This is a genomic window from Sphingomonas sp. SRS2, from assembly GCF_000971055.1.
Lineage (GTDB): Bacteria > Pseudomonadota > Alphaproteobacteria > Sphingomonadales > Sphingomonadaceae > Rhizorhabdus.
On sequence record NZ_LARW01000086.1, the window covers coordinates 1 to 26632 of the forward strand.

The window sequence follows — 26632 nt, forward strand, 5'->3', positions numbered from 1 at the left end:
CTGCTATCCACCCCACCCATGTCAGCCAAACATCTCTATCTCGTCGACGGTTCGGGCTATATTTTCCGGGCCTATCACCGCCTGCCGCCGCTCACCAACCGTCACGGAATCCCGGCCGGCGCGGTCTATGGTTTCACGACGATGCTGTGGAAGCTGATCAACGAGCTTCACCAGGCCGACGGGCCGACCCATCTCGCGGTGATTCTCGACGCCTCGTCGAAGACCTTCCGCAACGATATGTACGACCAGTACAAGGCGCACCGTCCGCCGCCGCCCGAAGACCTCGTCCCGCAATTTCCGATGATCCGCGATGCGGTGCGCGCCTTCTCGGTGCCGTGCATCGAGGAGATCGGGCTGGAGGCCGACGACATCATCGCCTGCTATTCCGAAGCGGCGCTCGCCGCCGGCTGGCAGGTCACGATCGTTTCGTCGGACAAGGATCTGATGCAGCTGATCCGCCCCGGCCTCGACATGCTCGACACGATGAACAATCGCCGCTTGGGTCGTGAACATGTCGTCGAGAAATTCGGGGTCGAACCGGAGGCGTTGGGCGACGTGCTCGCGCTGATGGGCGACAGCGTCGACAATGTTCCGGGCGTTCCGGGCATCGGCCCCAAGACGGCGAGCGAGCTGATCCGCCAATATGGCGATCTCGAAACCGTGCTGGCGAGCACCGACGAGATCAAGAAGCCCAAGCTCAAGCAGTCGCTGATCGATCACGCGGATAATGCCCGGCTGTCGCGCGAACTGGTTCGCCTGAAATGCGATTCGCCGCTGCCCGAACCGCTCGATGGTCTGGAGATCAAAGGCCTCCCGCCCGAGCCGCTGCGCGCCTTCCTCGAGGATCAGGGCTTCAAGTCGCTGCTCGCCAAGGTCGGCGCGGGCGACGGCCCGGCGACCCTGCCCGGCGGCGGCCCGACGATGCTCGCGCTCGCCCCCGGCCCGCAGGAAAAGCCCGCGCCGGTCGTTCAGCAGGTGCCGTTCAACCACAAGGACTATGAGACGGTCGTCGACGAGGCGGCCCTCGACCGCTGGATAGCCGAAGGCTTCGCCTGCGGCCGCATCGCGGTCGACACCGAGACCGATTCGGTCGATCCGGTCCGCGCCCGGCTGGTTGGCGTGAGCCTCGCCACCGCGCCGGGCAAGGCCTGCTATATTCCGCTCGCCCATATTGGCGATGGCCTGCTCTCGGAAACGCCGGCGCAGCTGCCGATGGCCGTGGCGATGGCCAAGCTCAAGCCGCTGCTCGAAGCGCCCGACATCCTGAAGATCGGGCAGAACATCAAATATGACATGGTCGTGCTCGCCCGCAACGCCGGCATCGACGTCGCGCCCTATGATGATACGATGCTGCTCTCCTACGATCTCGACGCCGGGCTTGGCGGCCATGGCATGGACGAGCTGGCGCAGCGTCACCTCGACCATGCCTGTATCGAGTTCAAGACGGTGTGCGGCGCCGGCAAGACGCAGATCAGTTTCGACAAGGTGACGCTCGACGTCGCCACCGAATATGCCGCCGAGGATGCCGACGTCACGCTGCGGCTGTGGCAGCGGCTCAAGGGCCGACTCGCCACCGAATCCGCGACCCGTGTCTACGAACTGATCGACCGCCCGCTCGTGCCCGTGCTTCAACGCATGGAGATGGCCGGGATCAGGGTCGATCGTGAAGAACTGGCGCGGCTGTCGGCCGAGTTCTCCGGAGAGGCGACGCGGCTCGAACTCGAAATCCATGCCGAGGCGGGCACCCCCTTCACGGTCGGCAGCCCCAAGCAGCTCGGCGACATATTGTTCGACAAGATGGGGCTGAAAGGCGGGCGCAAGGGCAAGACCGGCGTCTATTCGACCGACGTCAACGAGCTGGAACGCCTCGCGACCGATGGCGTCCCGATCGCCCGGCTGGTGCTCGACTGGCGTCAGCTGACCAAGCTCAGATCGACCTACACCGACGCCCTGCAGCAGCAGATCAATCCGTCGACAGGCCGGGTCCACACCTGTTTCTCGATGGCGGTCGCGCAGACCGGGCGTTTGTCCTCGACCGATCCGAACCTTCAGAATATCCCGATCAGGTCCGAGCATGGCCGCCGCATTCGCGACGCCTTCGTCGCCGAACCCGGCAAGGTCATCCTGTCGGCGGATTATTCGCAGATCGAGCTGCGGCTCGCCGCGCATATGGCCGACGTGCCCGCGCTCAAGGACGCCTTCGCCAATGGCGAGGACATCCACTCGCTGACGGCGCAGGAAGTATTCGGTGAAGTCACCCGCGATACCCGCGCCCGCGCCAAGACGATCAACTTCTCGATCCTCTACGGCATCTCGGCCTGGGGTCTGGCGGGCCGGCTCGAGGTTTCGCGCGAGGAAGCGCAGGGGATGATCGACCGCTATTTCGCGCGCTTCCCCGGCATCAACCATTATATCGCGGCGACGCTGGGCCAGGTTCGCGATCAGGGCTTCGTCACCACATTGTTCGGACGCAAGACGCATCTTCCCTGGATCCGCAGCCAGAAGCAGGGCGAGCGCCAGTCGGCCGAGCGGCAGGCGATCAACGCGCCGATCCAGGGCACGTCGGCCGATATCATCAAGCGCGCGATGATCCGGATGGAGCCGGCGCTGGCCGCCGCCGGCCTGAGCGATGTCCGCATGCTGCTCCAGGTCCATGACGAACTCGTCTTCGAGCTTCCGCCCGAGCATGTCGATGCCGCGTCGGCCGTGATCCGCGACGTGATGGCGGGGGCCGCCGAACCCCTCGTCAGCCTGTCGGTGCCGCTGGGCGTCGAAATCGGCACTGGCGCGAGCTGGGGCGCGGCCCATTGAGTCTTGCTTCAGATGCCAGGCCGCTTGATCCCAAGGAGCTGAAGGACGGCGAGGATATCCAGGCGCTCGCCAAGGGCGGCCGCACCAATTTCCTCGGTTTCCTGCTCCGGCTCGCGGCGCGCATCCCGTTCCTGATCATCGCCGGCCGATGGTATGGCGCCGAAGCGCTCGGGCGTTTCGCCTATGCCGTGATCATCGTCGAGTTCGTCGCCACACTGGCGACGCTGGGCCTCAAACGCGGGCTTGCCCAGCAATTGTCGTCGACCGACCGGCCGCATGTCCATGTCGTGTGGGACGCGCTGCTGGTGGCCGCGATCGCATCGGCGGTGGTTGCGACGATCCTTGCCATGGTGCCCCAGCTGATGTTCCCCAACAGCGGCATCAACGGGCTCGAATGGCTGTTGCCGCTCACCATCTTCGCGCTGGCCTGGTCGGATATCTCGCTCGCCGCGCTCGCCTATCGGCTCGACATCGGCGCGACGGTGCGGGCGCGCTCGATCATCGAGCCATGGACGATCAGCATCGCCGCCTTCGCGCTTGCCTTCTATTCGCTGCGCGACGGGCTGATCATATCCTATGTGATCTCGATGGCGGCGGCGCTTGTCGCGTCGATCTGGCCCTTGCTGAAGAGCTTCGGCTTGCCACGCGGCTGGCGTCCCCGGCCCTCCAGCCTGTTCATGCTGGCGCGGCACAATGTGCCGCTGGCCGCGGCCGACGCGATCGAATGGGGCTCGCGCCGCCTCGACATCGCCATTCTGGGCCTGTTCTTCTCGCCCGCGATCGTCGGCATCTACTATGTCGCGCAACAGGTGGCGTCGCTGCCGCAGAAGCTCAAGACCAGCTTCGATCCGATCCTGGGTCCGGTCATCACCCGCAATCTGGAAATCGGGAATCGCGCCGCCGTGGCCAAACAGGTCGCGCAAGTCGGCTTCTGGATCATCGCCGCGCAGGCTGCGATCGGTCTGTCGCTGGGCATCACCGGAGAGGGCGTGATGGGCCTGGTCGGTCCCAACTTCGTTGGCGGCAACGGCGCGCTTGCTTTCCTGCTGGTGGCCGAAGTCGTTGCCGCAACCGCGGTCGTCTCGGAATCCGCATTGATCTATGTGGCGCGTCACCTCAACCTGTGGATCTCGCTGGGCATGATCGGCATCCAGATTGCGCTCAGCTTCGCCATCGTCCTCGTCATGCGCAATCTCGATCTGCCCTTGATATGGCAGGCGGCGGGGCCCGCGATCGCGCTGGCGATGGCATTGGGGATCGCATCGATCCTCAAGGCCAGGCTGCTGTCGCAGCTGCTCGGCGCGCCGGTATCCAGCTGGCGGTGGCCATTGGTCTGGGCGGCGCTGGCAGCAGGCTCGGTCGGCTATTTCGCGACGCAGCTGCCCGAATGGATCGAGCTTTCGCTGGGCATTCCCGCGATCCTGCTGACCTTCGGCGTGGTGATCTGGCGCTTCGGCTTCACCAGCGAAGACCGGATGCTGTTCCGGAAAGCGTGAAACTCAGCTCCCCTGCCCGGGAAGCGGCACGATGACGCCTCGATCGGGAACATCCTCGCTCCACCGCACCGATCCGTAGGGCCGTTCGAGCATACGCCGCACCCGGATCTCTCCGTCGCCCTGATGGAAGGCGATGGCGCGATGCCAGATTTCGAGATCGGCGGCGGTCAGCCGGTCGCGCTGTCGAAGATAATCGTGCCAGGTCGGCGTGTGATAGCGCTCGGTCCACAGTTCGGGATCGGCGACGTCGCGTGAGATCGACCAGCCATAGCCACCGGTGCGATGGCGAATCGATTCGAGTCCGACGACGGTGGTATAAAAGCTGCGGGCACGATCCACGGGCACGCGATATTCGATGACCACCACGACGGGTCCGCTGCGACCGTTGAGATCGAGATTTGTCTCCGGTTCCGACAGCGGTCCGTCCCGATCGCGCTGTTGCTCGATGACGGGCATCGGCCACCACAGCCCCGTGGCAATGGACAGGATCATCACCGCACCCGACACGACCAGCGCAACGGCGGTGCCGTGGTCCGCCGCGACATGACCCCACGCCCATCCGCCGAGAGTCATGCCGCCGCATACCGCGGTATAGCAGGCGGCCAGCGCGCGCGCCGTCACCCAGCGGGGCGACGACAGCTGGATGCTGATATTGAACACCGCGGTCGTGATCATCCAGCCCGCGCCGGCGCCCATCAACAGAATGCCGGTGATCGCGGCATGTCGGCTCAATCCCGCCCCGATCGCGCCCAGCCCCAGCAACAGCGATCCTAGCTGGACCACGCGTTCGTCCGACATGCGCTCCTTGATCCGCGCCAGCATCAGCGCACCGATCACCGCGCCGATGCCGAAACAGCCGAGCATGCCACCGTACAGCCGCGCTCCGCCGCCCAGCAATTCGCGAGCTACGAGCGGCATAAGCGCTGCGCAGGACGTGCCGAGCAGCGTGGTTATCAACGTCCGGATCAGCACCGCACGAACCGGTGGCGAATGCAGGACATATCGGACGCCCGATATCACCGCCCGGCCCAGCGCCTCCGGTGGCAGCCGCGATGTCTCCGGCGCACGACGCCACATAAACATCACGATGATGAGCGGGATATAGGCGAGCGCATTGACGGCGAAGGCGGCCAGAACCCCCGCCACCGCAACCAGGAAGCCGCCGATCGCAGGCCCGAAGCTGCGGGCGATATTGTAGCTTATGGAATTGAGCGCGATCGCGGCGGGCAACTCACGCACCGGCACTTGCTCGCCGACGGAACTTTGCCACGCGGGACCGAACAGCGCCATGCCGGTCCCGATCACGAAGCAGAAGAAGAATATCCATACCGGCGTCAGCAGATCCAACGCGGTGATGATGCTAAGTCCCGTGGCGCCAGACAACGCCAGGGTCAGCGCAACCAGCGCAATCTTGCGCCGATCATAGCTGTCGGCGATGGCTCCGGCGATCAGCGACAGGAACATATAAGGCGCGAAGGTCGCCGACTGGACGAGGGCGACCATGTCCGCGCGTCCGGTGAGCTGGGTCATCGCCCAGGCGGCACCGACCGCCTGAATGAGCTGCCCGAAGTTGGAAAAGAGGCTTGCCGTCCAGATGCGACGGAACAGCTGGTGCCGCAACGGGACGAAGGGCCCGATTCGTCCTCCTGCCTCGCTGCCGTCGTCGGCCATGTCAGCCCGCCCCCTGCCCATGCCGGTCCCGGAACAACGGGACTGGCGCTCAGATCAATGCCGGAAGTGACGCATGCCCGTGAAGACCATTGCAAGCCCAGCCTCGTCCGCCGCGGCGATAACCTCGGCGTCGCGGATAGAGCCGCCGGGCTGGATCACCGCGGTCGCGCCCGCCTCAACCGCGGCAAGAAGACCATCTGCGAACGGGAAGAAGGCATCCGAAGCCACCGCAGAGCCGATCGTACGCGGTTCGCCCCAGCCTGCCTTGTCGGCGGCGTCCTTCGCTTTCCACGCCGCGATCCGCGCCGATTCGAGGCGATTCATCTGTCCCGCTCCGACCCCTGCGGTCGAACCACCCTTCGCGTAGACGATCGCATTCGATTTGACGTGCTTGGCCACCGTCCACGCGAACAGGCAATCCTGCAATTCCTGCACGGTCGGCTCGCGTTGGGTGACCACCTTCAAATCGGCCTCGCCGATCCGGCCGTTGTCGCGGGACTGGAACAGCAGGCCGCCGGCGATCGTCTTCATCGCCAGGCCGGGCCGCGCCGGATCGGGCAGGTCGCCGGTCAGCAGCAGCCGAAGATTCTTCTTCTTCGCGAACACCGCCCTGGCTTCGTCATCGGCATCGGGCGCGGCCACCACCTCGGTGAAGATGCCGCTGATCGCCTCGGCCGTCTTGCCGTCGAGCGGGCGGTTTACCGCGATAATCCCGCCAAAAGCCGAGACGCTGTCGCAGGCGAGCGCGGCTTCATAGGCCTCGATCAGCGTATCGGCAGTGGCGACGCCGCAGGGATTGGCATGCTTGACGATGACCACCGTAGGCGGACCATCGCGAAACTCGCTGACCAGTTCGAGCGCGGCGTCGGCATCGTTGTAATTATTGTAGCTCAGTTCCTTGCCCTGGACCTGGGTCGCCTGCGCAATGCCACGCGCGGCCGGTCCCACCGGAACATAGAGCGCCGCCTGCTGGTGCGGGTTCTCGCCATAGCGGAGCCCCTCCGCCTTTCGTACCGGCACCGACAGCGTGTCGGGGAAGAACCGGCCCTGATCGGCGTGGGCAAACCATGAGGATATCATCGCGTCATATGTCGCGGTAGCGGCGAATGCCTTGGCGGCGAAGCGCTTGCGCTGCTCGAGCGTGGTCGCCCCGCCGGTCGAGATGATCTCCGCATAATCGGCAGGATCGGTGGCGATCGTCACATAGCCGTGATTTTTGGCTGCCGAGCGGACCATCGATGGGCCGCCGATGTCGATATTCTCGATAATTTCCTCGCGCTCCGCGCCCTTGGCGACGGTCTGCGCGAAGGGATATAGGTTGACCACGACCAGATCGATCGCGCCGATACCATGATCGGTCATCGCCCGGGCATGTTCGGGATCGTCGCGGACCGCGAGCAGGCCGCCATGAACCATCGGGTGCAACGTCTTTACGCGACCGTCCATCATCTCGGGAAAGCCGGTAATGTCCGACACATCCTTGACCGCCAGCCCGGCGTCGCGAAGGGCGTTCGCGGTGCCGCCGGTCGACACCAGCTCAACGCCCCACCCCGCCAGCGCGACGCCCAGTTCGACCAGGCCGCTTTTGTCGGACACCGACAGCAACGCGCGTTTGATCGCGACTTTATCGGGAGCGGGGGTCGTCGGGGTCTTCATTCGTGGCAATCCTCAACCGGAACGGGAGTCGCGGTCCGGTTAAGCGAAGCCGATGTGAATTGCCAGTCGCGAAACAGCCTCCCCGCTTGGCAAGCGGGAAGGCCACGACATCAGCCGAGCGCCTTGATCGCGCTCCGGCCCGCATAGGTCGCAACGGTGCCCAGTTCCTCCTCGATACGGATGAGCTGGTTATATTTGGCGAGCCGGTCCGAACGCGCGAGGCTGCCGGTCTTGATCTGGCCGCAGTTGGTGGCGACTGCGAGGTCGGCGATCGTCGAATCCTCCGTTTCGCCCGACCGGTGCGACATCACCGCGGTATAGCCTGCGCGCTGTGCCATATTGACCGCCTCGAGCGTCTCGGACAGCGTGCCGATCTGGTTGACCTTCACGAGCAGCGAATTGGCGAGGCCATCCTTGATGCCCTGGGCAAGCCGCTTCGGGTTGGTCACGAACAGGTCGTCGCCGACCAGCTGGCATTTGTGGCCGATCTTGTCGGTCAGTATCTTCCAGCCTTCGAAATCATCTTCGCCCATACCATCCTCAATCGACACGATCGGATATTTCGCGGCGAGATCGGCCAGGTAATCGGCCATTTCGGCGGGCGAGCGCTTCACGCCCTCACCATGGAAATCATAGACGCCGTTCTTGAAGAACTCGGTCGCCGCGCAATCGAGCGCGAGCACGACGTCGTCGCCGGGCTTGTAGCCGGCCTTTTCGATCGACTGCATGATGAAGTCTAGCGCATCGGGAGCCGAAGCGAGATTGGGAGCAAAGCCGCCCTCATCACCCACCGCCGTCGCCAGCCCCTTGTCGTGCAGCGCCTTCTTGAGCGTGTGGAAGATCTCCGAGCCGCAGCGCACGGCATCGAACAGGGTCGGCGCACCGACCGGCATGATCATGAATTCCTGGAAGTCGATCGGATTGTCGGCATGCGCGCCACCATTGATGATGTTCATCATCGGCACCGGCAGCACCGACGCCGAAACCCCGCCGACATAGCGGTAGAGCGGCAGAGCGCGGGCATCGGCAGCGGCGCGCGCGACAGCAAGGCTGGCGCCCAGTATCGCGTTCGCGCCGAGCCGGGCCTTGTTGGGGGTGCCGTCGAGCTCGATCATCCGGGCATCGATCTCGCCCTGGTCCTCGGCCTCCATGCCGATGATCGCGTCGGCGATCTCGCCATTGGCGGCGTCGACGGCGTCCTGAACGCCCTTGCCGAGCCAGGCCTTGCCTCCATCGCGCTTTTCGACCGCCTCATAGGCGCCGGTCGACGCCCCGGATGGCACTGCCGCCCGGCCGAAGCTGCCGTCCTCGAGCGTGACATCGACCTCAACCGTCGGATTTCCGCGGCTGTCGATGATCTGGCGGGCGTGGACGTCGACGATGGCGGTCATTGGCGGTTGAACCTTTTGCTGATGACGATGGATGTCCGCGCTCTATCCGCGCGGCGAAAGATAGGCAAATATGAAGTCGTTTCGGGGCTGGTAAAGGAACGCTATCCGTCCCACTTGGTTGAGCAGGCACAGTGGGTTATCCGGGCTTCCACATGGAGACGAGCGACATGGCGACCGATAGCAGCAGCGAAAATCCCTTCGAGAGCGCGAAGAAGGCGTTCGGCGACACCGCGTCCAGCTTCACGGAGCAGGCCGGCACACGCGCCCGAGATTATGCCACGCAGGGCAAGGACCGCGCGGTCGAGGCGCTCGACAACGTTGCCAGCCTTGTCGGCGACGCCGCCAGCCAGGTCAGCGGAAAGCTGGGTGGGCAATATGGCGGCTATATCCAGCAGGCCGCCGATGCGGTCAGCGGTCTCGCCGGTACCTTGCGTGACAAGGACACCGACGACTTGATCGACGACGCCCGCAACGCGGTTCGCAGTTCCCCCGCCATCGCGATCGCGGCGGCGGCAGCAGTCGGCTTCCTGGTGGCCCGTGTGGTGAAGTCGGGCCTGACGCCGAAGGCCGGCGGCGGCGCTTCGTCGCCGGCAGCCAAAGAGCCTGCGGCGCGTAAGCCGGCGGCTGCGAAGGCAGCTGCTCCCACAAGTGCAGCGGCTCCGAAGCCGGCGGCGAAGCCGGCGCCCCGCAAGCCAACCGCGGAAAAGTCGACCGCGCCGGAGGCCCCCGCCACGCAGAGCCCGGTACCGCCTCCACCCACTTCCGTAGCCTGATCCTTGTATCCGGGCCCGGAACAGGAACGTGAACCGATAGGCGTGCTGTTCGCGCGCCTGATCGAAGACGGGCGCACGCTTGCCAAGGCAGAGCTGGCGCTATTCCGCACCGATTTCTATCGCCGCATCGGCCGGGCGCGGACGGGCGCCCTGCTCTGCCTGATCGGCGCGATCATGGGTCAGGCGGCAGCGGTGACGTTCCTCGTCACTCTGTCCTTCGTGCTCACGCCGTGGATCGGCCGGCTTGGCGGCGCGGCGGTCTCGGTGGTGCTCGGTCTCGGCCTCGCAATCGGGCTGATCAAGGTCGGCGTCAGCAAGCTCATGATGGTCGTCGAGGATTTCGACGAAGACGATCGCGACGCTGCCAAGGGAATTGCCCCACTCGATGAGTTATTCGACCGGATGCGGCAGAAATCGCGCGAGGCCCGCAACCAGCTGGCCGAAACGGTCGACGAGACTCAGGCGCGGCTGCACCCCCAGGCTCTGATCGCCGATCTGGTCGAAGAAATCGTCGATCATGCCCAGGCGCTTAGCCACCGCGCGATCGATGCGGCGCGGCGGCGTCCGCTCAGGGCGACGGCAGCGGTCGTTACCCTCGTGCTGATGATCGTCCGACCGCCGCTATATCGTATCGCCTCCGGCCTGTTCGTCCGTGCAACCGGGCGGGGCTCTGCGAGTTTCACGAATAAGAACGCCGGGCGACCGGCATCATCTTCAGACGAGGAGGCAAGCTAATGACGGCTCCCAAAAAGGCAGCTCCGCGCAAGGCCGCGATCAAACAACGCGTTACGACGGCAGGCGCACGCATCCGGTCCGGTAGCCAAGCCGCCAGCCAAAAGGCGGCGGCCGGCGTCGAGGAATTCCCGGTGGCGGCGCTGCTGGGCGGCCTCGCAATCGGCGCAGTGGTCGGCGCACTTCTGCCTCGCACCCGGCAGGAAGAAGATTTGCTCGGCTCGATCGGCGGAAGCATCAACGAGCGCGCGAAGGACGCTGCCGCCGCGGCGCGCGATGCCGGACAGGCGAAGCTGGATGAGCTCGGTATCAGCACCGATGCCGCTGGCAAGCAGGTCGGCAAGCTGATCGAATCGATCGCTCAGGTTGCCGAAAGCGCGGGCAGTGCGGCGGTCGACGCGGTGCGCCCCTGATATTTTCGGAACCGTCACGGTTCAATCGGGGTTCATCGCGCCGGTAATAAGACTCACTGGAACGGTGCGCCGCTTGGTGCGCCGATGGAGAAGATGATGATAATGAAGACCTTCCTCACCCTCGCCGGCGCCGCGATGATCGCCGGCGCGTCGCTGACCGTCCCGATCGCGCCGGCCCAGGCGGCGGTCGTCGCCAATCAGGATGCCGCGACGTTCATTAGTTCGCTTGGCGCCGAATCCTTCGCAGTTCTCAAGACGGGCAACAAAAACGCCGTCCGCTCCAAATTCCGCGAACTGCTGTCGACCCATTTCGCGATCGACGCGATCGGCGATCGGCTGATCCGTCGCTGGGTCAACCAGATCACGCCAGCGCAAAAAGCGGCCTACAAGCAGGCGATCCCGACCTTCATCATCGGCACCTATTCGGACAATCTCTATGATTATGCGAACGCCACGATGAAGGTGATCCGCACCACGCCCGCCGGCACCGGCTTCAACGTCACCACTCAGGTCCAGAAGCCGGGCGCGCAGCCCATCACGGCAGTATGGTCGGTCGCCAAGGTCGGCGGCGCCTTCAAGGTCACCAACCTCACTGTCGCCAACATCAACCTGGCGGTGACGCAGGGTCAGGATTTTGACGCCATCATCCAGCGCAAGGGCATCGATGGCCTCATCGCGATGATGAAGGCCCGCGGCTAAGCCGACCGCAGCTAAGCCGGCGCCCTCTTGTCATTCAGGGATATTGGGGTATCGGCTTCGCAGCAGGCGGCCCGTCCTCCCCAGGTCCGAAGGTCGCCGCTTCATATGGGAGATGGAGCGCGCAGCTTCGTCCATTGCGGCGACCAACGGAGTATATGGGATGAGCAAGATCCACCTGGTGTTCGGCGGCCGCGTCAAGGATCCCCGCGGATTGGATTTCGAAGATCTTGGCCAGATCGACGTCGTCGGCTTTTTCGCCGACTATAAGGCAGCCGAGAAGGCTTGGCGCGGAGCCGCCCAGCGCACGGTCGACGATGCCGAGATGAAATACGTCGTCGTTCACCTTCACAAGCTGCTCGAGCCCGAACTGGGCTAGCTTGCGTCCCCCCGGCGCTAAGCGATCCTGCGCCGCCGCCACAGCAACAGCGGCCGGACCAGCGCGAGCCCCGCGATGAAGCCACCGACATGCGCGGCGGTGGCAATAGACATGCCGAGGTCAGCAAAGGCCAGCCCCATCAGGAACTGGACCCCGATCCATGCGGCCGCGAGCCACAGGATGTTGACGGCGAGACCGAGTTTAGGATGCGCGGCAAAACCGCGCGGCTTGCCGTACAGAAGCGCGTAGCCGGCAAAGACCGCCGATATCGCTCCGCTGGCGCCGATCATCGGTGAAAGGTCATAAGGCCCGGCGAGATATTGCGCCGCCGCCGCCAGATAGGCCCCGGCGACATAGAGGATAGCAATTCCCAGCGGACCGATCGCCGCTTCGACCATCCGGCCGCAGAATATCAGCATCAGCATGTTGAAGCCGAGATGGATGATCCCGCCGTGCAACAGCGTCGCGGTGACAGGCGTGATCCAGACCGGCAGCGCGCCGGGCAGGACGTAGCCGCTCACCCGCGCCGGCATGAAGCCGCCCAGGATGTCGGCAGCCTCCGCCATCCCCGACAGCCAGACGAGCGCATAGGCCGTCACCGTCACGATGGCGATGCCGTTGGTACCGGGAGTCGGCGGCGATCGCATCAGGGAGCGGCCGCCGGGCGAATCAGATGAATTCGATCTTGGACACGACGTAGAAGCGGTCGCCCGAGGGAACCGTCACCTCGACCTCGTCATCGACCTTCTTGCCGATCAGCGCGCGGCCGAGCGGCGAGTTATACGAGATCTTGCCGTCCTTGGCATTCGCCTCGGTCTGGCCGACGATCTGGTAGCGGATCGGCTTCTCGTCATCGTCGAGCAGGGTCACGGTCGCGCCGAAGACGATCTTGTCGCCCGACAGGTCGCGCGGATCGATGACCTGGGCACGGCTCAGCCGATCCTCGATGTCGCCGATCGACGCCTCAATCTGGCCCTGCCGCTCCTTGGCGGCGTGATATTCGGCATTTTCGGAAAGGTCGCCATGCGCGCGCGCTTCCTCGATCGCGTCGATGATCAGCGGCCGCTCGGCTTTAAGACGCGCGAGCTCCTCGGTGAGCATCTTCTGCCCCTCCGCCAGCATCGGCATCTTCTCAACGCTCGCCATCGTCCCAGAACCCCTTCGTCAAAAACCCTGATCCCCGGACGGCCTGTTATTGGCCGCCCGCACCGTCTCCTGCAATGTGGGGATCAGGCGTGCGAAGCAGAATAATAGGATTGAAGCGCGCGTACTTCAAGCTTGCGCTCCCGAAGAGCTGCGATTGCCTGTGCCGCGGCGACGCTGGCCGCCGCCGTGGTGAAGTAGGGAACCCGCCCATACAACGCGGAGGTGCGGATCGCCTTCGAATCGAGCAGCGATTGCCAGCCTTCGGTCGTGTTGAAGATCAGGTCGACATCGCCATCGACGATCCGGTCGACGATGTTGGGCCGCCCTTCCCGCTTCTTGAGCACGCTTTCGACCGTGAGGCCCTGTTCGCGCAGATAGGCGGCGGTGCCGCTCGTCGCCAGGATCGTGAAACCCATCCCGATAAGCTGCTGTACGGCGGGCAGAATGAAGCCCTTGTCGCTTTCCTTGACCGATACGAACGCGGTGCCGCCCAGCGGCAGCTTGGTTCCCGCGCCCAGCTGCGCCTTGGCGAAGGCGGTGGCGAAATCGCTATCGATGCCCATCACCTCGCCGGTCGACTTCATCTCGGGGCTCAGCACCGGATCGACGCCGGGGAAGCGCGCGAACGGGAATACCGCCTCCTTGACCGCGATATGCGCGATATCGAGATTGATCTTCGGGAGGTCGCGCAGCATTTCGCCCGCCATCACCCGCGCCGCATATTTCGCGATAGGCTGGCCGATCGCCTTGGCCACGAAGGGCACGGTGCGGCTGGCGCGCGGATTGACCTCGATCAGGTAGACCGTGCCGTCCTTCACCGCGAACTGGATGTTCATCAGCCCGCGCACCGACAGAGCCCGCGCCAGCGCGTCGGTCTGGCGCTCGATCTCCTCGATGATCTCCCTGGGCAGGCTGTAGGGCGGCAGCGAGCAGGCGCTGTCGCCCGAATGGACCCCGGCTTCCTCGATATGCTGCAGCACGCCCGCGACGACGACATCGTCGCCATCGCACAGCGCATCGACATCGACCTCGATCGCGTCGCGCAGATATTGGTCGATCAAAACTGGTGAATCGCCAGACACTTGCACGGCAGTCGTGATATATTGTTCGAGCTGTGCAGGGTCCTCGACGATCTCCATCGCGCGTCCGCCCAGCACGTAGCTGGGCCGCATCAACACCGGATAGCCGACCCGTTCGGCGACGGCGAGCGCTTCCTCACGGCTGCGCGCGATGCCGTTGCGCGGCTGGTGCAGGCCAAGCTTGCCGACAAGATCGGCGAAGCGCTCCCGGTCCTCGGCAAGGTCGATCGCGTCGGGCGAGGTGCCGAGGATCGGAATGCCGGCATCCTCCAACTCCTGCGCCAGCTTGAGCGGGGTCTGCCCGCCGAACTGGACGATGACGCCCTTCAGCGTGCCATTGGACATCTCGACATGGAGGATTTCCAGCACATCTTCGGCAGTCAGCGGCTCAAAATACAGCCGGTCCGAGGTGTCGTAATCAGTCGACACGGTCTCCGGATTGCAGTTGATCATGATCGTCTCATAGCCGGCGTCGGCCAGCGCGAAGCAGGCGTGGCAGCAGCAATAGTCGAACTCGATCCCCTGCCCGATCCGGTTGGGACCGCCACCGAGGATGACGACCTTCTCGCGATCGGTGGGCATGCTCTCGCACTCGGGCTCACCGAAGCTCGGGGCCTCATAGGTCGAGTACATATAGGGCGTTTTCGCTTCGAACTCGGCCGCGCAGGTGTCAATGCGCTTGAAGACGGGGCGGACGCCAAGCTTTTGGCGATGCGCGCGCACCTCCTTCTCGGTGATCCCGCCGGTCATCGCCTTCATCGCATCATGGACGATGCCCGATCCACGCGCCTGCTCGCGCGCCATGCCAGCGACATTGGCCGATTGCAGCGCCAGCCACGCGAGTCGCTTGTCGGAAAAGCCCATCGCCTTGAGCTTGCGCATTCCGGCGGCGTCCTGCGGCAGACCCTCGCGGCATACCCGCTCCTCCGCCGCGACGATCTCGGCGAGGCGATCGAGGAACCAGGGCTCGAACTTTGAGATGCGGTGAATCTCGTCGACGGTCAGGCCCTCGCGCAGCGCCTGAGCCGCGACGAGGAAGCGATCGGGGGTCGGTCGGGCCAGTTCGGCTTCGATCTCGGCCTTGGGTGCGCCCCGGAGGTTCTCGATCACATTGAAGCCGGCAAGGCCCGTTTCCAGGCCCCGCAACGCCTTCTGCATCGATTCATGGATATTGCGGCCGATCGCCATCGTCTCGCCGACCGATTTCATCGCGGTCGACAGCAGCGGCTCGGCGCCTTTGAACTTCTCGAAGGCGAAACGCGGGATCTTGGTGACGACATAGTCGATCGTCGGCTCGAACGACGCCGGGGTTGCGCCAGTGATGTCGTTCATGATCTCGTCAAGTGTGTAGCCGACCGCCAGCTTGGCGGCGACCTTCGCAATCGGAAAGCCGGTCGCCTTCGACGCCAGCGCCGACGAACGCGAAACACGCGGGTTCATCTCGATCACGACCAGGCGGCCATCGGCCGGATTGACCGCAAACTGGACGTTCGAGCCGCCGGTCTCCACCCCGATCTCGCGCAGCACCGCGATGCTGGCGTTGCGCATGATCTGATATTCCTTGTCGCTCAGCGTCAGCGCCGGGGCGACGGTGATCGAGTCGCCGGTGTGGACGCCCATCGGATCGATATTCTCGATCGAGCAGATGATGATGCAGTTGTCGTTGCGATCCCGCACGACCTCCATCTCATATTCCTTCCACCCCAGCACCGATTCCTCGATCAGCACTTCGGTGGTCGGCGACGCATCGAGACCGCCGGTGACGATCTTGATGAACTCGTCCTTGTTATAGGCGATGCCGCCGCCGGTGCCACCCATCGTGAAGCTTGGCCGGATGATCGCCGGCAAACCGACATGATCCAGCGCGCGCAGCGCCTCGTCGATCGTGTGCGCAACATCAGAGCGCGGGCTTTCGAGGCCGATCTTGTCCATCGCCCGGCGGAATTTCATCCGGTCCTCGGCCTTGTCGATCGCCTCGGCATCGGCGCCGATCATCTGGCAGTTATATTTTGCGAGCGTCCCGTCGTTGAACAGCGCCAGCGCGGTGTTGAGCGCGGTCTGCCCGCCCATCGTCGGCAGGACGGCGTCGGGCCGCTCCTTCTCGATGATCTTGGCGACGATCTCGGGCGTGATCGGCTCGACATAGGTCGCGTCGGCCATGTCCGGGTCGGTCATGATCGTCGCGGGGTTCGAATTGACGAGGACGATGCGATAGCCCTCCTCGCGCAGCGCCTTGCAAGCCTGCGTCCCCGAATAGTCGAACTCGCACGCCTGACCGATGACGATCGGGCCTGCGCCGATGATGAGGATTGAGGAGATGTCAGTGCGTTTGGGCATTAGGCGCTCTTCTTCAACTGATCGACAAACTGCTCGAACAGATAATGGCTGTCCTGCGGGCCGGGGCTCGCTTCGGGATGATACTGCACGCTGAACGCGGGCTTATCGGTGAGGCGCAGGCCCGCCAACGAGCCGTCGAACAGCGAGATATGGGTTGCCTCGGCATTGGCCGGCAGCGTCGCGGTATCGACCGCAAAGCCGTGGTTCATCGAGGTGATCTCGACCTTGCCGTCCGCCGACCGCTTGACCGGATGGTTCGCGCCGCGATGGCCCTGGTGCATCTTGAAGGTCTTCGCGCCCACCGCGAGGCCGAGCATCTGGTGGCCGAGGCAGATGCCGAAGATCGGCTTGCCGATTTCCAGCAGCTGCCTGATCACCGGCACCGCATATTTGCCGGTTGCCGCCGGATCGCCGGGGCCGTTCGACAGGAAAACGCCGTCGGGCTTGTGCGCCATCACGTCCTCGAAGGTCGCGGTGGCGGGCACCACCGTCACGCGCGCGCCGGCGGCGACGAGGTTGCGCAGGATGTTGCGCTTAAGCCCGAAGTCGATCGCGACGACATGCGGCGCGTCGGCGGGCGCGGCGTCGACGTCATAGCCCTCGCCCAGCGTCCACAGGCCGTCGTCCCATTTGTAGCTCTGGGTCGAGGAGACCTGTTTGGCGAGGTCCATGCCCTCCAGCCCCGGCCAGTCGCGCGCTTTGGCCCGCAGCGCCTCGATATCGAACTGCCCCTTGGGATCATGCGCAATGACGCCGTTGGGTGCGCCGCCAACCCGGATCGCGCGGGTCAGCGCGCGGGTATCGATGCCCGACAGGCCGATCCGGCCATTGGCCTTCAGCCAGGAGTCGAGATGCTGGGTCGAACGGAAATTGGCGGGATCGGTGACGTCCTCGCGCACGACCATGCCCAGCGCGTGCGGGTTGATCGCCTCGATGTCCTCGATATTGGTGCCGACATTGCCGATGTGCGGGAAGGTGAAGGTGATGATCTGCCCGGCATAGGAGGGGTCGGTCATAACCTCCTGATAACCGGTCATCGCGGTGTTGAAGCAGACCTCGCCGACCGCGTCGCCGGTGGCTCCGAATCCCCTGCCCCAGATCAGCGTACCGTCGCCCAATACCAATACGCCCGTTGCCCCCTCGGGAGGTGTCGGACGCGCGTTATCGGTTTCGGCCACGATCGGGCTCTCCTGTTGGCAACGGGGTGCTGGGCAAACGGCGGCGTAACTAGGCACCGGTTCCCGCAGGGTCAATTCTATTAAAATAAGAATCTCTGTGCTACCGCTCCGCCTTTCCCGGTCCCTTCATGACAGGCTCCCCATGATTCGTGACGATATCAAGACGGCGCTCGTCGTCGCCATGAAGGCGCGTGACGCCACCACCACCGCGGCAATCCGCCTGATTCAGTCGTCGGTGAAGAACCGCGACATCGAATTGCGCACCGCATCGGTGCAGCCCGACGACGATCTGCTGGTGACCGAAGTGCTCCAGAAGATGATCAAGCAGCGCCGCGAATCGATCGAGATGTACGAAAAGGGCAATCGCCCCGAACTCGCCGCCGCCGAAGCCGCCGAAGTGGCGGTGATCGAGCGCTTCCTGCCGCAGCAGATGAGCGAAGCCGAAGCCAACGCGGCGATCGACGTGATCGCCACCGAGATCGGCGCGACGACGGTCAAGGACATGGGCCGGGTGATGGCCGCGTTGAAGGAGCGCCATGCCGGGCAGATGGACATGGCGAAGGCCAGCGGGCTGGTGAAGGCGCGGTTGGGATAAGTGGGCGACGGGGGCGTTGCCGCTGACCTTCCCCTCCCGCTTGCGGGAGGGGATCGAGGGGTGGGACGCCCGGTCTTCCGCTCGCGTCCTACGAAGCTTGCACGGCAACTTCGCAACCATGCGACCGACGTCGAACGCAAGCTCTGGTATCATCTTCGTGCGAGTCAATTGAACGGCTTTAAGTTCAGGCGGCAGATACCGATCGCCGGTTATGTCGCCGATTTCCTTTGCAGCTCAGTCCGTCTTGTTATCGAACTGGATGGAGGCCAGCATGATCTCCAGGCCGGCGAGGATGAGGTGCGCACGCGCCGGATCGAAGCGGAAGGCTATCGGGTGATCCGCTTCTGGAACAATGACGTGAACGACTCGCTGGACGCTGTGCTCGCCCGGATTGCCGAAGCGCTTGCGGAGAGTTCGGAGGCCCACCCCCAACCCCTCCCGCATGCGGGAGGGGAGTAAGAGGATGTCCCTCTCCCCGCAATTCCTCGACGAACTGCGCGCGCGGACGACGTTGTCGACGCTGATCGGCAAATCGGTGAAGCTCGTGAAGGCAGGCCGCGAGTATAAGGCCTGCTGCCCTTTCCATGACGAGAAGTCGCCGAGCTTCTATGTCAACGACGACAAGGGCTTCTACCACTGCTTCGGCTGCTCGGCGCATGGCGACGCGATTCGCTTCCTGACCGAGGCGAAGGGGTTGCCCTTCATGGATGCGGTGAAGGAGTTGGCGGCGGCCGCGGGAATGGACGTCCCTGCCCCCGATCCCCGCGCGGCGCAGCGCAACGAGATGCAGGCCGGACTCCATGACGTGATGGCGGCGGCGGCGAGCTGGTTTCAGGAGCAACTGGCCGGGATCGAGGGAGCCGAGGCGCGCGCCTACCTCCAGCGGCGAGGGATCGACGAGCGGCTGATAAAGAAGTTCGGCATCGGCTTCGCGCCTGATTCGCGGGGCAAGCTGAAGGCGGCGCTCAAGAACTTCGGCGACGGCAAGCTGATCGAGACCGGCATGCTCATCTTGGTCGAGGATAAGGAGCCCTATGACCGGTTCCGCGGGCGGGTGATGATCCCGATCCAGGACCAGCGCGGTCGCGTCATCGCCTTTGGCGGCCGCATCCTCGACAAGGGCGAGCCCAAATATCTGAACTCGCCCGACACGCCATTGTTCGACAAGGGCCGGACTCTTTTCAACATCGAACGCGCCAGCGCCGCATCCCGCAAGGCGAACCGGGTAATCGCGGTCGAAGGCTATATGGATGTGATCGCGCTGGCCAAGGCGGGGATCGACGAGGCCGTCGCGGCGAACGGCACCGCGCTGACCGAGATCCAGCTCGAACGGATGTGGCGGCTGGCCGAAATACCCATTCTCTGCTTCGACGGCGACAAGGCGGGGCAGAAGGCCGCCGTCCGCGCGGCGCACCGCGCGCTGCCGATGATCGCGCCGGGCCGCACACTGCGCTTCGCGCTGCTGCCGAGTGGTCAGGATCCCGACGATCTCGTCAAGAGTGGCGGCGCATCGGCGGTCGAAACGGTGTTCAGCCAGGCTATCAGCCTCGACGAACTGCTGTGGCGCACGGAATATGAGGCGCAGCCGCTGGGCACGCCCGAGGCGCGGGCGGGCCTGCGCAAGCGGCTTGGCGAGTTGGCCGGGGCGATCCAGGATCGCGACGTACGCGAGCAATATCAGGGCGAATTCCGCCGCCGCTTCGACGAAGCATTTGGCGCGCAACCTCGCCGTAACTTCGACCGTCCTCCTTCGCAACGCGGCCAGCGTCGCTTCGGGCAACCGTGGAAACCCGACATCCTGCCGCCGTCGCGTTCGGCCCATGCCGTGAACCAATCGGGCATCGATCCCCGCATGACGCGAGCCGTGATGGCCGGGATATTGCATTATCCTGGCGTATTGGCCGAAAAGATCGAGACGATCGGATCGATCCGGATCGACGACGAACGGCTTGAACGACTGCGTGCGGTAGCCTTCGACGCAAGCTTTTCCGGCCCTGCGCTTGAAAAGGACGGTCTCGAAACCATATTGCGTGATGCGGGTCTTGGGGCGGTGATCGAGGAGCTTAAGACCACGAACACTCTTGCTTTTTCGTTTTTACGTGGCAATGCCGAGTATAATCGCGCTGTGCAGGATCTTTCGGCGACGATCGAAGCTTTGGCGGCCATTCCCGTTCTGGAACTGGCCGTCCGCGAAGCTACCGAGAGACTCGGCATCGAAACGACTGACGCTAATTTGTCAGAGCAGCAGCGGTTGTCTGTAGCATTGGCGCAGGCGAAGAGCGCTCTTTCCGATCTTGCTCATGGCGAGAACGGCGAGAGCCTTTAACTATTCCACCGGAGTAATCCGGTCCGTTTGATTGAGGGTTGTCTTAATGGCGAAGACCAATGGTAGCGAAGCTGGCGATCGGGCCGAAGGCGACGCTCCGCTCATCGATCTCAACGAGGGATCGCTCAAGAAGCTGATCGCCCGCGCGAAGCGCAAGGGCTACATCACCTATGAGCAGCTCAACGAGGCGCTGCCGCAGGACCAGATGACCTCCGACCAGCTCGAGGACGTCATGTCGGCGCTCAACGAGATGGGCGTCAACATTGTCGAGAATGAGGATGCCGGCGAAGACGAGCAGCCCGACGACGATGCCGAGGATGCCGCCGCCGCCTCCGACGAGGGCGATACCGGCCCTGCCCTGACCACCACGGTCAAGAAGGAAACTGTCGATCGTACCGATGATCCGGTGCGCATGTACCTGCGCGAGATGGGCGCGGTCGAGTTGCTCAGCCGCGAGGGCGAAATCGCCATCGCCAAGCGGATCGAAGCGGGTCGCGACACGATGATCCTGGGGCTGTGCGAAAGCCCGATCACCTTCAACGCGATCATCGACTGGTCCGACGCGCTCAACGAAGGCACCATGCAGCTGCGCGAGATCCTCGATCTCGATGCGATGCTGTCGAAGGGCCCCACCGCCGAGCAGGTCGAGAATGAGGACGAAGGCGGGGAAATCTCCGCCGAGACCGCTGGCCCGACCTTCAAGGAAGAGGAAGAGCCCGAGGAGGAAGCGCCCGCCGACGAAGACGAGGAGAACATGACCGAGCGTCGTGCTCCGCGTCCGACCGAGGACGACGACGAAGACAACACCCTCAGCCTCGCCCAGATGGAAGAGCAGCTCAAGCCGCTGGCGCTCGAGCGGTTCGCAACGATCACCGATCTCTACCGGAGCTTCTCCGCGGTTCAGGCCGCCCGTGTCCAGGCGCTCAGCGTCGGCAATGATTTCCCCGCCCGCGAGGAGGATCGTTACCAGGAACTGCGCGAGCGCCTGACCGCCGAGGTCGAGAGCGTCCAGTTCCACGGCCAGAAGATCGAATATCTGGTCGACCAGCTCTATTCGTTCAACCGCCGCCTCACCACGCTGGGCGGCCAGATGTTGCGCCTGGCAGAGCGCCATAAGGTGCCGCGCAAGGACTTCCTCGACGCCTATATCAACCATGAAATGGAAGACGGCTGGATCGAGCGGGTTGGCAAGATCGACAAGAAGTGGACGGCCTTCGCCACCACCGAAGCCGAAGCGGTCGACCGCATCCGGAACGAGATCGGCGAGATCGCCCAGGCGACCGGCATGGCGCTCAGCGAGTTCCGCCGCATCGTCAACATGGTCCAGAAGGGCGAGCGCGAGGCGCGCATCGCCAAGAAGGAAATGGTCGAGGCCAATCTGCGCCTCGTGATTTCGATCGCCAAGAAATACACCAATCGCGGTCTGCAATTTCTGGATCTCATCCAGGAAGGCAATATCGGCCTGATGAAGGCCGTCGATAAGTTCGAATATCGCCGCGGCTACAAGTTCAGCACCTATGCCACCTGGTGGATCCGTCAGGCGATCACCCGCTCGATCGCCGATCAGGCGCGGACGATCCGTATCCCGGTCCACATGATCGAGACGATCAACAAGCTGGTCCGTACGAGTCGCCAGATCCTCCACGAGATCGGCCGCGAGCCGACCCCGGAAGAACTGGCCGAGCGCCTGTCGATGCCGCTCGAGAAGGTTCGCAAGGTGATGAAGATCGCCAAGGAGCCTATCTCCCTCGAAACGCCGATCGGCGACGAGGAGGATTCGCATCTCGGCGACTTCATCGAGGACAAGAACGCGGTGATCCCGGTCGATGCGGCGATCCAGGCGAACCTCAAGGAAACGGTCACGCGGGTCCTGGCGAGCCTCACCCCGCGCGAAGAGCGCGTGCTGCGCATGCGCTTCGGCATCGGCATGAACACCGATCACACGCTGGAAGAGGTCGGCCAGCAATTCTCCGTGACGCGCGAGCGTATTCGCCAGATCGAGGCCAAGGCGCTGCGCAAGCTCAAGCATCCGAGCCGCAGCCGCAAGATGCGCAGCTTCCTCGACCAGTAAGTTCTAACGGCCCGGATATACCGCCAGCAACGCACGCGCATCGCCGCGTTGCAGGCGGCGTATCCGGATCGGCCCCGCAAATCCGGGGATCCGCGCCAGCTCCATGTCGCTGGCATCGGGGCGGGCATAATGATGCTCGACCCAGAGCAGCGCGGGGCAAGGCCCCGGCGACGTGATCGCATGGCCCTGCGGCAGCAACTCGACATCGGGAACGATCAGGCGGTAGGTCAGCCCGAAAAATTCGTCGATCGCAGGGACGCTGTGAAGCTTGTCACCGGGCGCCAGCAGGCTCAGCGGGTTGAGCGCATATAGCCGGCCCTGAGGACAGGTCGCGCGAGCGGATTCTATCCGCGCAAGGTTGGTCTCCCAGCGCTGGTGAGTCAGGCCATAGGTTGTCGCCGCTCCGGCGAGCAGCAGGGCGTTCGCGCAGATCAGCCCGAAGCCGATCCGGTTGTCCTTCGCATGAGCCTTCAACAGAAGCGCGACGATCGCGGCGCCGATCGGTGCAGCGGCGATCATGTGGCGAGACAGCAGATTATGTGTGGCGAGGTTCAGCAGCGCATAGCTGGCCGCGATTGCGGCAAGGGACCCACCCATCACCAGCATGAAGCTGTGATCCTCGCCGCGTGGCGGCGTCGCGCGCGGCAATAGCGCCAGCGCCGCGACATAGGGCACTGTCGCTGAGCCCAGCACCGCCCCGATCGCCACCAGTCCGCGCAGCGCCGAGATGTCATTGACCGCAACCGGGCTGATCACCGACAGCATAGCCCCCAACGCCCCGGCCAGCGGCAGCAGCGCGAGAAGCAGGATAGAGATCGACCCCGTCGCCGCCCGTCGCCGCCCCGAAAAGGCCAGGTATATCGCCTCGGCGCCGATCAGGGTCAGCCCGATCAGGCTGCCCATATAATGAAGATTGACCAGCAGCAGCCCGGTGAGCGCCAGCATAGGCCAGGACGCCCTGCCCGCATGCAGCATCCGGAGTTGGATAATCAGACAGGCGCCGAACAGCAGTTGCAGGAAATAGGACCGGAACTCGGCCGCATAGAGGATGAAGAAAGGCGATCCGGCGACCATGACCGCGAACAGCGCCAGGAAATCGCGATCGATGCCGCGCCGCCATGCCTGTACCCCGGTCAGCGCTGCGAGCAGCAGGCCGCCCAGATTGACGAGCCGCATCGAGCGCACTGAACCGCCCAGCAACGGTTCGAGCACCCAGGCATAGGCACTGAACAGCGGCGGATGGACGTCGGCTATCCACCGTTCGCGGATGATCTCGCCGAGGCCGATGTCGTGGCGCGTAAACCAAAAGCTCGTAGCTTCGTCGAGCCATATACCACGCCCCTGCTGCAGGATCAGGATGCAGACCAGACAGGCCGAAAGCGTCGCCGCAGCCATCACGCCATTGCCACGCCGCCTGAAGGGGGTCTCGTCCACCCAAAAGGTCTAGCGGGATGCTCCGCAGGCGGCAATGCGGGCTATCTTCAGCTTTGACAGCAGGGCGCACGCTGGTAACGTCGTTGCAACAAAAAGAGTCATGGGAGATGGGTGCGTCGGGCCAAAGGGGACCTTGCATGCGATCGACTTTCACATCCGGACTTTCCAGCAGCCTGCGCGCAACCGGCGTTAGCCTTGTCGCCCTGTGCCTCGCCACACCGCTTTTCGCGCAGACCTCGCCGAGTGAGGCGGGCGACGGCGCAGACATCGTCGTTACCGCGACCCGCCGGGCAGAGAATATCAAGGACGTTCCCGTGGCCGTCACAGTGATCGGTGGCGAAAAGCTGTCGGTGCTCAACTCGAGCGGCCTCGACATCCGATTTCTGTCCTCGCGCACGCCAAGCCTTCAGATCGAAAGCTCGTTCGGCCGGACTTTCCCGCGCTTTTACATTCGCGGTCTCGGCAACACCGATTTCGATCCGAACGCCGCCCAGCCCGTCTCGGTCGTGCTCGACGATGTCGCGCTCGAAAATGCGATGCTCAAGGCGTTTCCGATATTCGACGTGGCAAGTGTCGAGGTGCTGCGCGGGCCGCAGGGCACGCTGTTCGGCCGCAACACCCCGGCCGGCGTCGTCAAGATCAACTCCGCGCGGCCCAACGATACGTTCGGCGGTCATGGCAGCGTCAGCTGGGGCACCTATAACAGCGTCAATGCTGAAGCCGCGCTGACCGGTCCGCTGGGCGAAGGACTGAGCTTCCGCGCCTCGGGCATGCTTCAGCGCCGCGATGACTGGGTGAAGAACGACACGCTCGTCACCCTCGCCGACCGCAAGCTCGAAGGCTATCGCGATCTCGCGGGACGCTTCCAGCTCGCCTATGATGCGGATGACTTCAGCGCCTTGGTCAACGTTCATGCGCGTGACCTCAAGACATCGCCCCGTGTCTTTCGCGCCGGCACATTCCAGCAGGGCAGCAACCGCTTCACCGGGGGCTTCGACAAGGACCATGTCACGCTCGACGGCATCACCAGCCAGAGCATGACCCAGTTCGGTAGCAATTTACGGCTCGAATATGCCGCTGAGGGCCTTGGCACCTTCTATTCGACTACCGCCTATGAAAAGGCCAATGTGGAGAGCACCGGCGATATCGACGGTGGCGCCACCTATGCCTTTCCCGCGCTAGGCTATGGCATCGCGCTGTTCCCGGTGAACACCGGCGGCCGCACCAAACCCAAGGAGTTCAGCCAGGAGCTGCGCTTCGCCAGCGACGATATGAACGGGCTCCGTTTCCAGGCGGGCGCCTATTATTTCCACCAGACGCTCGACTATGCCGAGTTCGCCTATGACGGCACCGGCGCGCGGGTGAGCGCGATCCTGCACGACAACAAGAACGAGAATTACGGCCTGTTCGCATCGGCGGAATATAAGGCGACCGAAGCGCTCACCTTACGCGCCGGCCTGCGCTACTCGCATGACAAGAAGCGCGACACGATCTCGCTCGATCCCGCGCTCGCGGCATCGAGCATCGCGACCCAACTGATCGCCGTGCCTTTGCCGCTGACCAACCGCGCCACGGCAAGCAACGTCTCGTGGGATGCGAGCGCGACCTATGCGGTGTCCGATCAGGTCAGCCTCTATGCGCGCGCCGCGACCGGCTATCTCGGCCCGGCGATCCAGGATCGCGTCACCTTCTTCTCGGTGCCTTCGGTCGCGAAGAAGCAGACCACCATCTCTGGTGAGGCCGGCATCAAGGGCGCGACCGCCGACCGCACCCTGCAATTCGATCTCGCCGGCTACTGGTACCGCACCAAGAACCTTCAGCTCACCGCTGTCGGCGGGGCCGCCAATTCGGCGAGCCTGATCAACGCTGACAAGGCGGTCGGCTATGGCCTGGAAGCAACGGTAGAGTTCAAGCCGGTTCCCGAACTCACGCTGACCGCAGGCGGAAGCTATAATTTCACGGAAATCCGCGACAACATGGTCTCGATCGCGCCCTGCGGTTCGCTCTGCACCGTCACCGATCCGCTGAACGCCGCCGGCCGAGCGATCATCGACGGCAACGATCTGCCTCAGGCTCCGCGCTATGTCGCGAACGCCACCGCGCGCTATGCGGTGCCGGTCGGCAGCGGCGAAGTCTTCGCCTATACCGACTGGGCGTATCGCAGCGCGATCAACTACTTCCTCTACACTGCCCGGGAATTCCGGGGCCGGTCGCTGCTCGAGGGCGGCGCGAAGCTCGGCTACAAGGCCGATGGCGGTTGGGAGGCTGCGGTGTTCGCACGCAACATCACCAATCAGATCCGTAGCGTCAGCGCGATCGACTTCAACAATCTGACCGGCATGATCAACGAACCTCGCATCCTCGGGGTCGAGTTGAAGGCTAGCTTCTGATCGGCGGGAGCGGCCCGGGCCTTTACGCGCCGGGCCGCTCCCATCTACATTTCAACGC

20 protein-coding genes are annotated in these 26632 nt (G+C 64.2%); 12 read left to right on the top strand and 8 right to left on the bottom strand.

The window, feature by feature from the left end:
* The first annotated feature begins 18 nt into the window (after positions 1-18).
* On the top strand, positions 19-2811 hold the full coding sequence (gene polA / locus WP12_RS10970; protein WP_046193762.1) for a DNA polymerase I: 2793 nt from the start codon (positions 19-21) through the stop codon (positions 2809-2811).
* Positions 2808-4307 (top strand): lipopolysaccharide biosynthesis protein, encoded by a 1500-nt coding sequence (locus WP12_RS10975; protein WP_046193763.1) that lies wholly within the window; start codon positions 2808-2810, stop codon positions 4305-4307. Before polA ends, WP12_RS10975 begins: the two co-directional genes overlap by 4 nt.
* Before the next feature lie 3 nt (positions 4308-4310).
* On the opposite strand, the gene WP12_RS10980 is transcribed toward WP12_RS10975, so the two are convergent.
* The 3 genes from WP12_RS10980 to eno all read right to left on the bottom strand — a co-directional run bounded on the left by WP12_RS10980 (position 4311) and on the right by eno (position 9025).
* Positions 4311-5978: an MFS transporter gene (locus WP12_RS10980; protein WP_046193764.1), complete on the bottom strand. Its 1668-nt coding sequence runs from the start codon at positions 5976-5978 to the stop codon at positions 4311-4313.
* A 54-nt stretch (positions 5979-6032) separates the two neighbouring features.
* On the bottom strand, positions 6033-7634 hold the full coding sequence (purH, locus tag WP12_RS10985) for a bifunctional phosphoribosylaminoimidazolecarboxamide formyltransferase/IMP cyclohydrolase (protein WP_046193765.1): 1602 nt from the start codon (positions 7632-7634) through the stop codon (positions 6033-6035).
* A 110-nt stretch (positions 7635-7744) separates the two neighbouring features.
* The gene (gene eno, locus WP12_RS10990; protein WP_046193766.1) at positions 7745-9025 is read right to left on the bottom strand and encodes a phosphopyruvate hydratase; all 1281 of its coding nucleotides are present in this window, start codon (positions 9023-9025) and stop codon (positions 7745-7747) included.
* Positions 9026-9192: 167 nt separating this feature from the next.
* Between eno and WP12_RS10995 the strand changes: the two genes are divergently transcribed.
* From WP12_RS10995 to WP12_RS11015, 5 genes are all read left to right on the top strand, one after another.
* Complete coding sequence (locus WP12_RS10995) at positions 9193-9798, top strand: hypothetical protein (protein ID WP_235399098.1); 606 nt, start codon at positions 9193-9195, stop codon at positions 9796-9798.
* Positions 9799-9840: 42 nt separating this feature from the next.
* Positions 9841-10533: a DUF3618 domain-containing protein gene (locus WP12_RS11000; protein WP_160299212.1), complete on the top strand. Its 693-nt coding sequence runs from the start codon at positions 9841-9843 to the stop codon at positions 10531-10533.
* Positions 10533-10943 carry a hypothetical protein gene (locus WP12_RS11005; protein ID WP_052730338.1) on the top strand — a complete coding sequence of 137 codons (411 nt, stop codon included), beginning with the start codon at positions 10533-10535 and terminating at the stop codon, positions 10941-10943. Before WP12_RS11000 ends, WP12_RS11005 begins: the two co-directional genes overlap by 1 nt.
* A gap of 96 nt (positions 10944-11039) precedes the next feature.
* Positions 11040-11642, top strand: coding sequence for an MlaC/ttg2D family ABC transporter substrate-binding protein (locus WP12_RS11010; RefSeq protein ID WP_235399099.1), 603 nt, complete (start codon positions 11040-11042; stop codon positions 11640-11642).
* Between the two features lie 160 nt (positions 11643-11802).
* Positions 11803-12018 (top strand): DUF4170 domain-containing protein, encoded by a 216-nt coding sequence (locus WP12_RS11015; RefSeq protein WP_046193769.1) that lies wholly within the window; start codon positions 11803-11805, stop codon positions 12016-12018.
* 17 nt (positions 12019-12035) lie between these two features.
* Here the strand turns inward: WP12_RS11015 and WP12_RS11020 are convergent, their stop codons facing one another.
* The 4 genes from WP12_RS11020 to carA all read right to left on the bottom strand — a co-directional run bounded on the left by WP12_RS11020 (position 12036) and on the right by carA (position 17758).
* On the bottom strand, positions 12036-12665 hold the full coding sequence (locus WP12_RS11020) for a rhomboid family intramembrane serine protease (protein WP_046193770.1): 630 nt from the start codon (positions 12663-12665) through the stop codon (positions 12036-12038).
* Between the two features lie 22 nt (positions 12666-12687).
* Positions 12688-13164, bottom strand: coding sequence for a transcription elongation factor GreA (gene greA, locus WP12_RS11025; RefSeq protein ID WP_046193771.1), 477 nt, complete (start codon positions 13162-13164; stop codon positions 12688-12690).
* A gap of 83 nt (positions 13165-13247) precedes the next feature.
* Positions 13248-16580: a carbamoyl-phosphate synthase large subunit gene (gene carB, locus WP12_RS11030; RefSeq protein ID WP_046193772.1), complete on the bottom strand. Its 3333-nt coding sequence runs from the start codon at positions 16578-16580 to the stop codon at positions 13248-13250.
* Positions 16580-17758 carry a glutamine-hydrolyzing carbamoyl-phosphate synthase small subunit gene (gene carA, locus WP12_RS11035; protein ID WP_084691101.1) on the bottom strand — a complete coding sequence of 393 codons (1179 nt, stop codon included), beginning with the start codon at positions 17756-17758 and terminating at the stop codon, positions 16580-16582. Before carA ends, carB begins: the two co-directional genes overlap by 1 nt.
* Before the next feature lie 142 nt (positions 17759-17900).
* Here carA and WP12_RS11040 point away from each other — a divergent pair, with 142 nt between their 5' ends.
* From WP12_RS11040 to rpoD, 4 genes are read left to right on the top strand one after another with little or no spacing between them, the layout of a single operon-like run.
* Entirely contained in the window at positions 17901-18353 is a 453-nt protein-coding gene (locus WP12_RS11040) for a GatB/YqeY domain-containing protein (protein WP_046193773.1), read from the top strand.
* Between the two features lie 60 nt (positions 18354-18413).
* Positions 18414-18812: an endonuclease domain-containing protein gene (locus WP12_RS11045; RefSeq protein ID WP_046193774.1), complete on the top strand. Its 399-nt coding sequence runs from the start codon at positions 18414-18416 to the stop codon at positions 18810-18812.
* A gap of 4 nt (positions 18813-18816) precedes the next feature.
* Positions 18817-20679, top strand: a complete 1863-nt coding sequence (gene dnaG / locus WP12_RS11050; RefSeq protein WP_046193775.1) for a DNA primase — start codon at positions 18817-18819, stop codon at positions 20677-20679.
* A 46-nt stretch (positions 20680-20725) separates the two neighbouring features.
* Entirely contained in the window at positions 20726-22750 is a 2025-nt protein-coding gene (rpoD, locus tag WP12_RS11055; RefSeq protein WP_046193776.1) for an RNA polymerase sigma factor RpoD, read from the top strand.
* Positions 22751-22753: 3 nt separating this feature from the next.
* Here the strand turns inward: rpoD and WP12_RS11060 are convergent, their stop codons facing one another.
* Entirely contained in the window at positions 22754-24184 is a 1431-nt protein-coding gene (locus WP12_RS11060) for a hypothetical protein (protein WP_046193777.1), read from the bottom strand.
* Positions 24185-24321: 137 nt separating this feature from the next.
* Here WP12_RS11060 and WP12_RS11065 point away from each other — a divergent pair, with 137 nt between their 5' ends.
* Entirely contained in the window at positions 24322-26574 is a 2253-nt protein-coding gene (locus WP12_RS11065) for a TonB-dependent receptor (protein WP_084691102.1), read from the top strand.
* Positions 26575-26632: the final 58 nt, after the last annotated feature.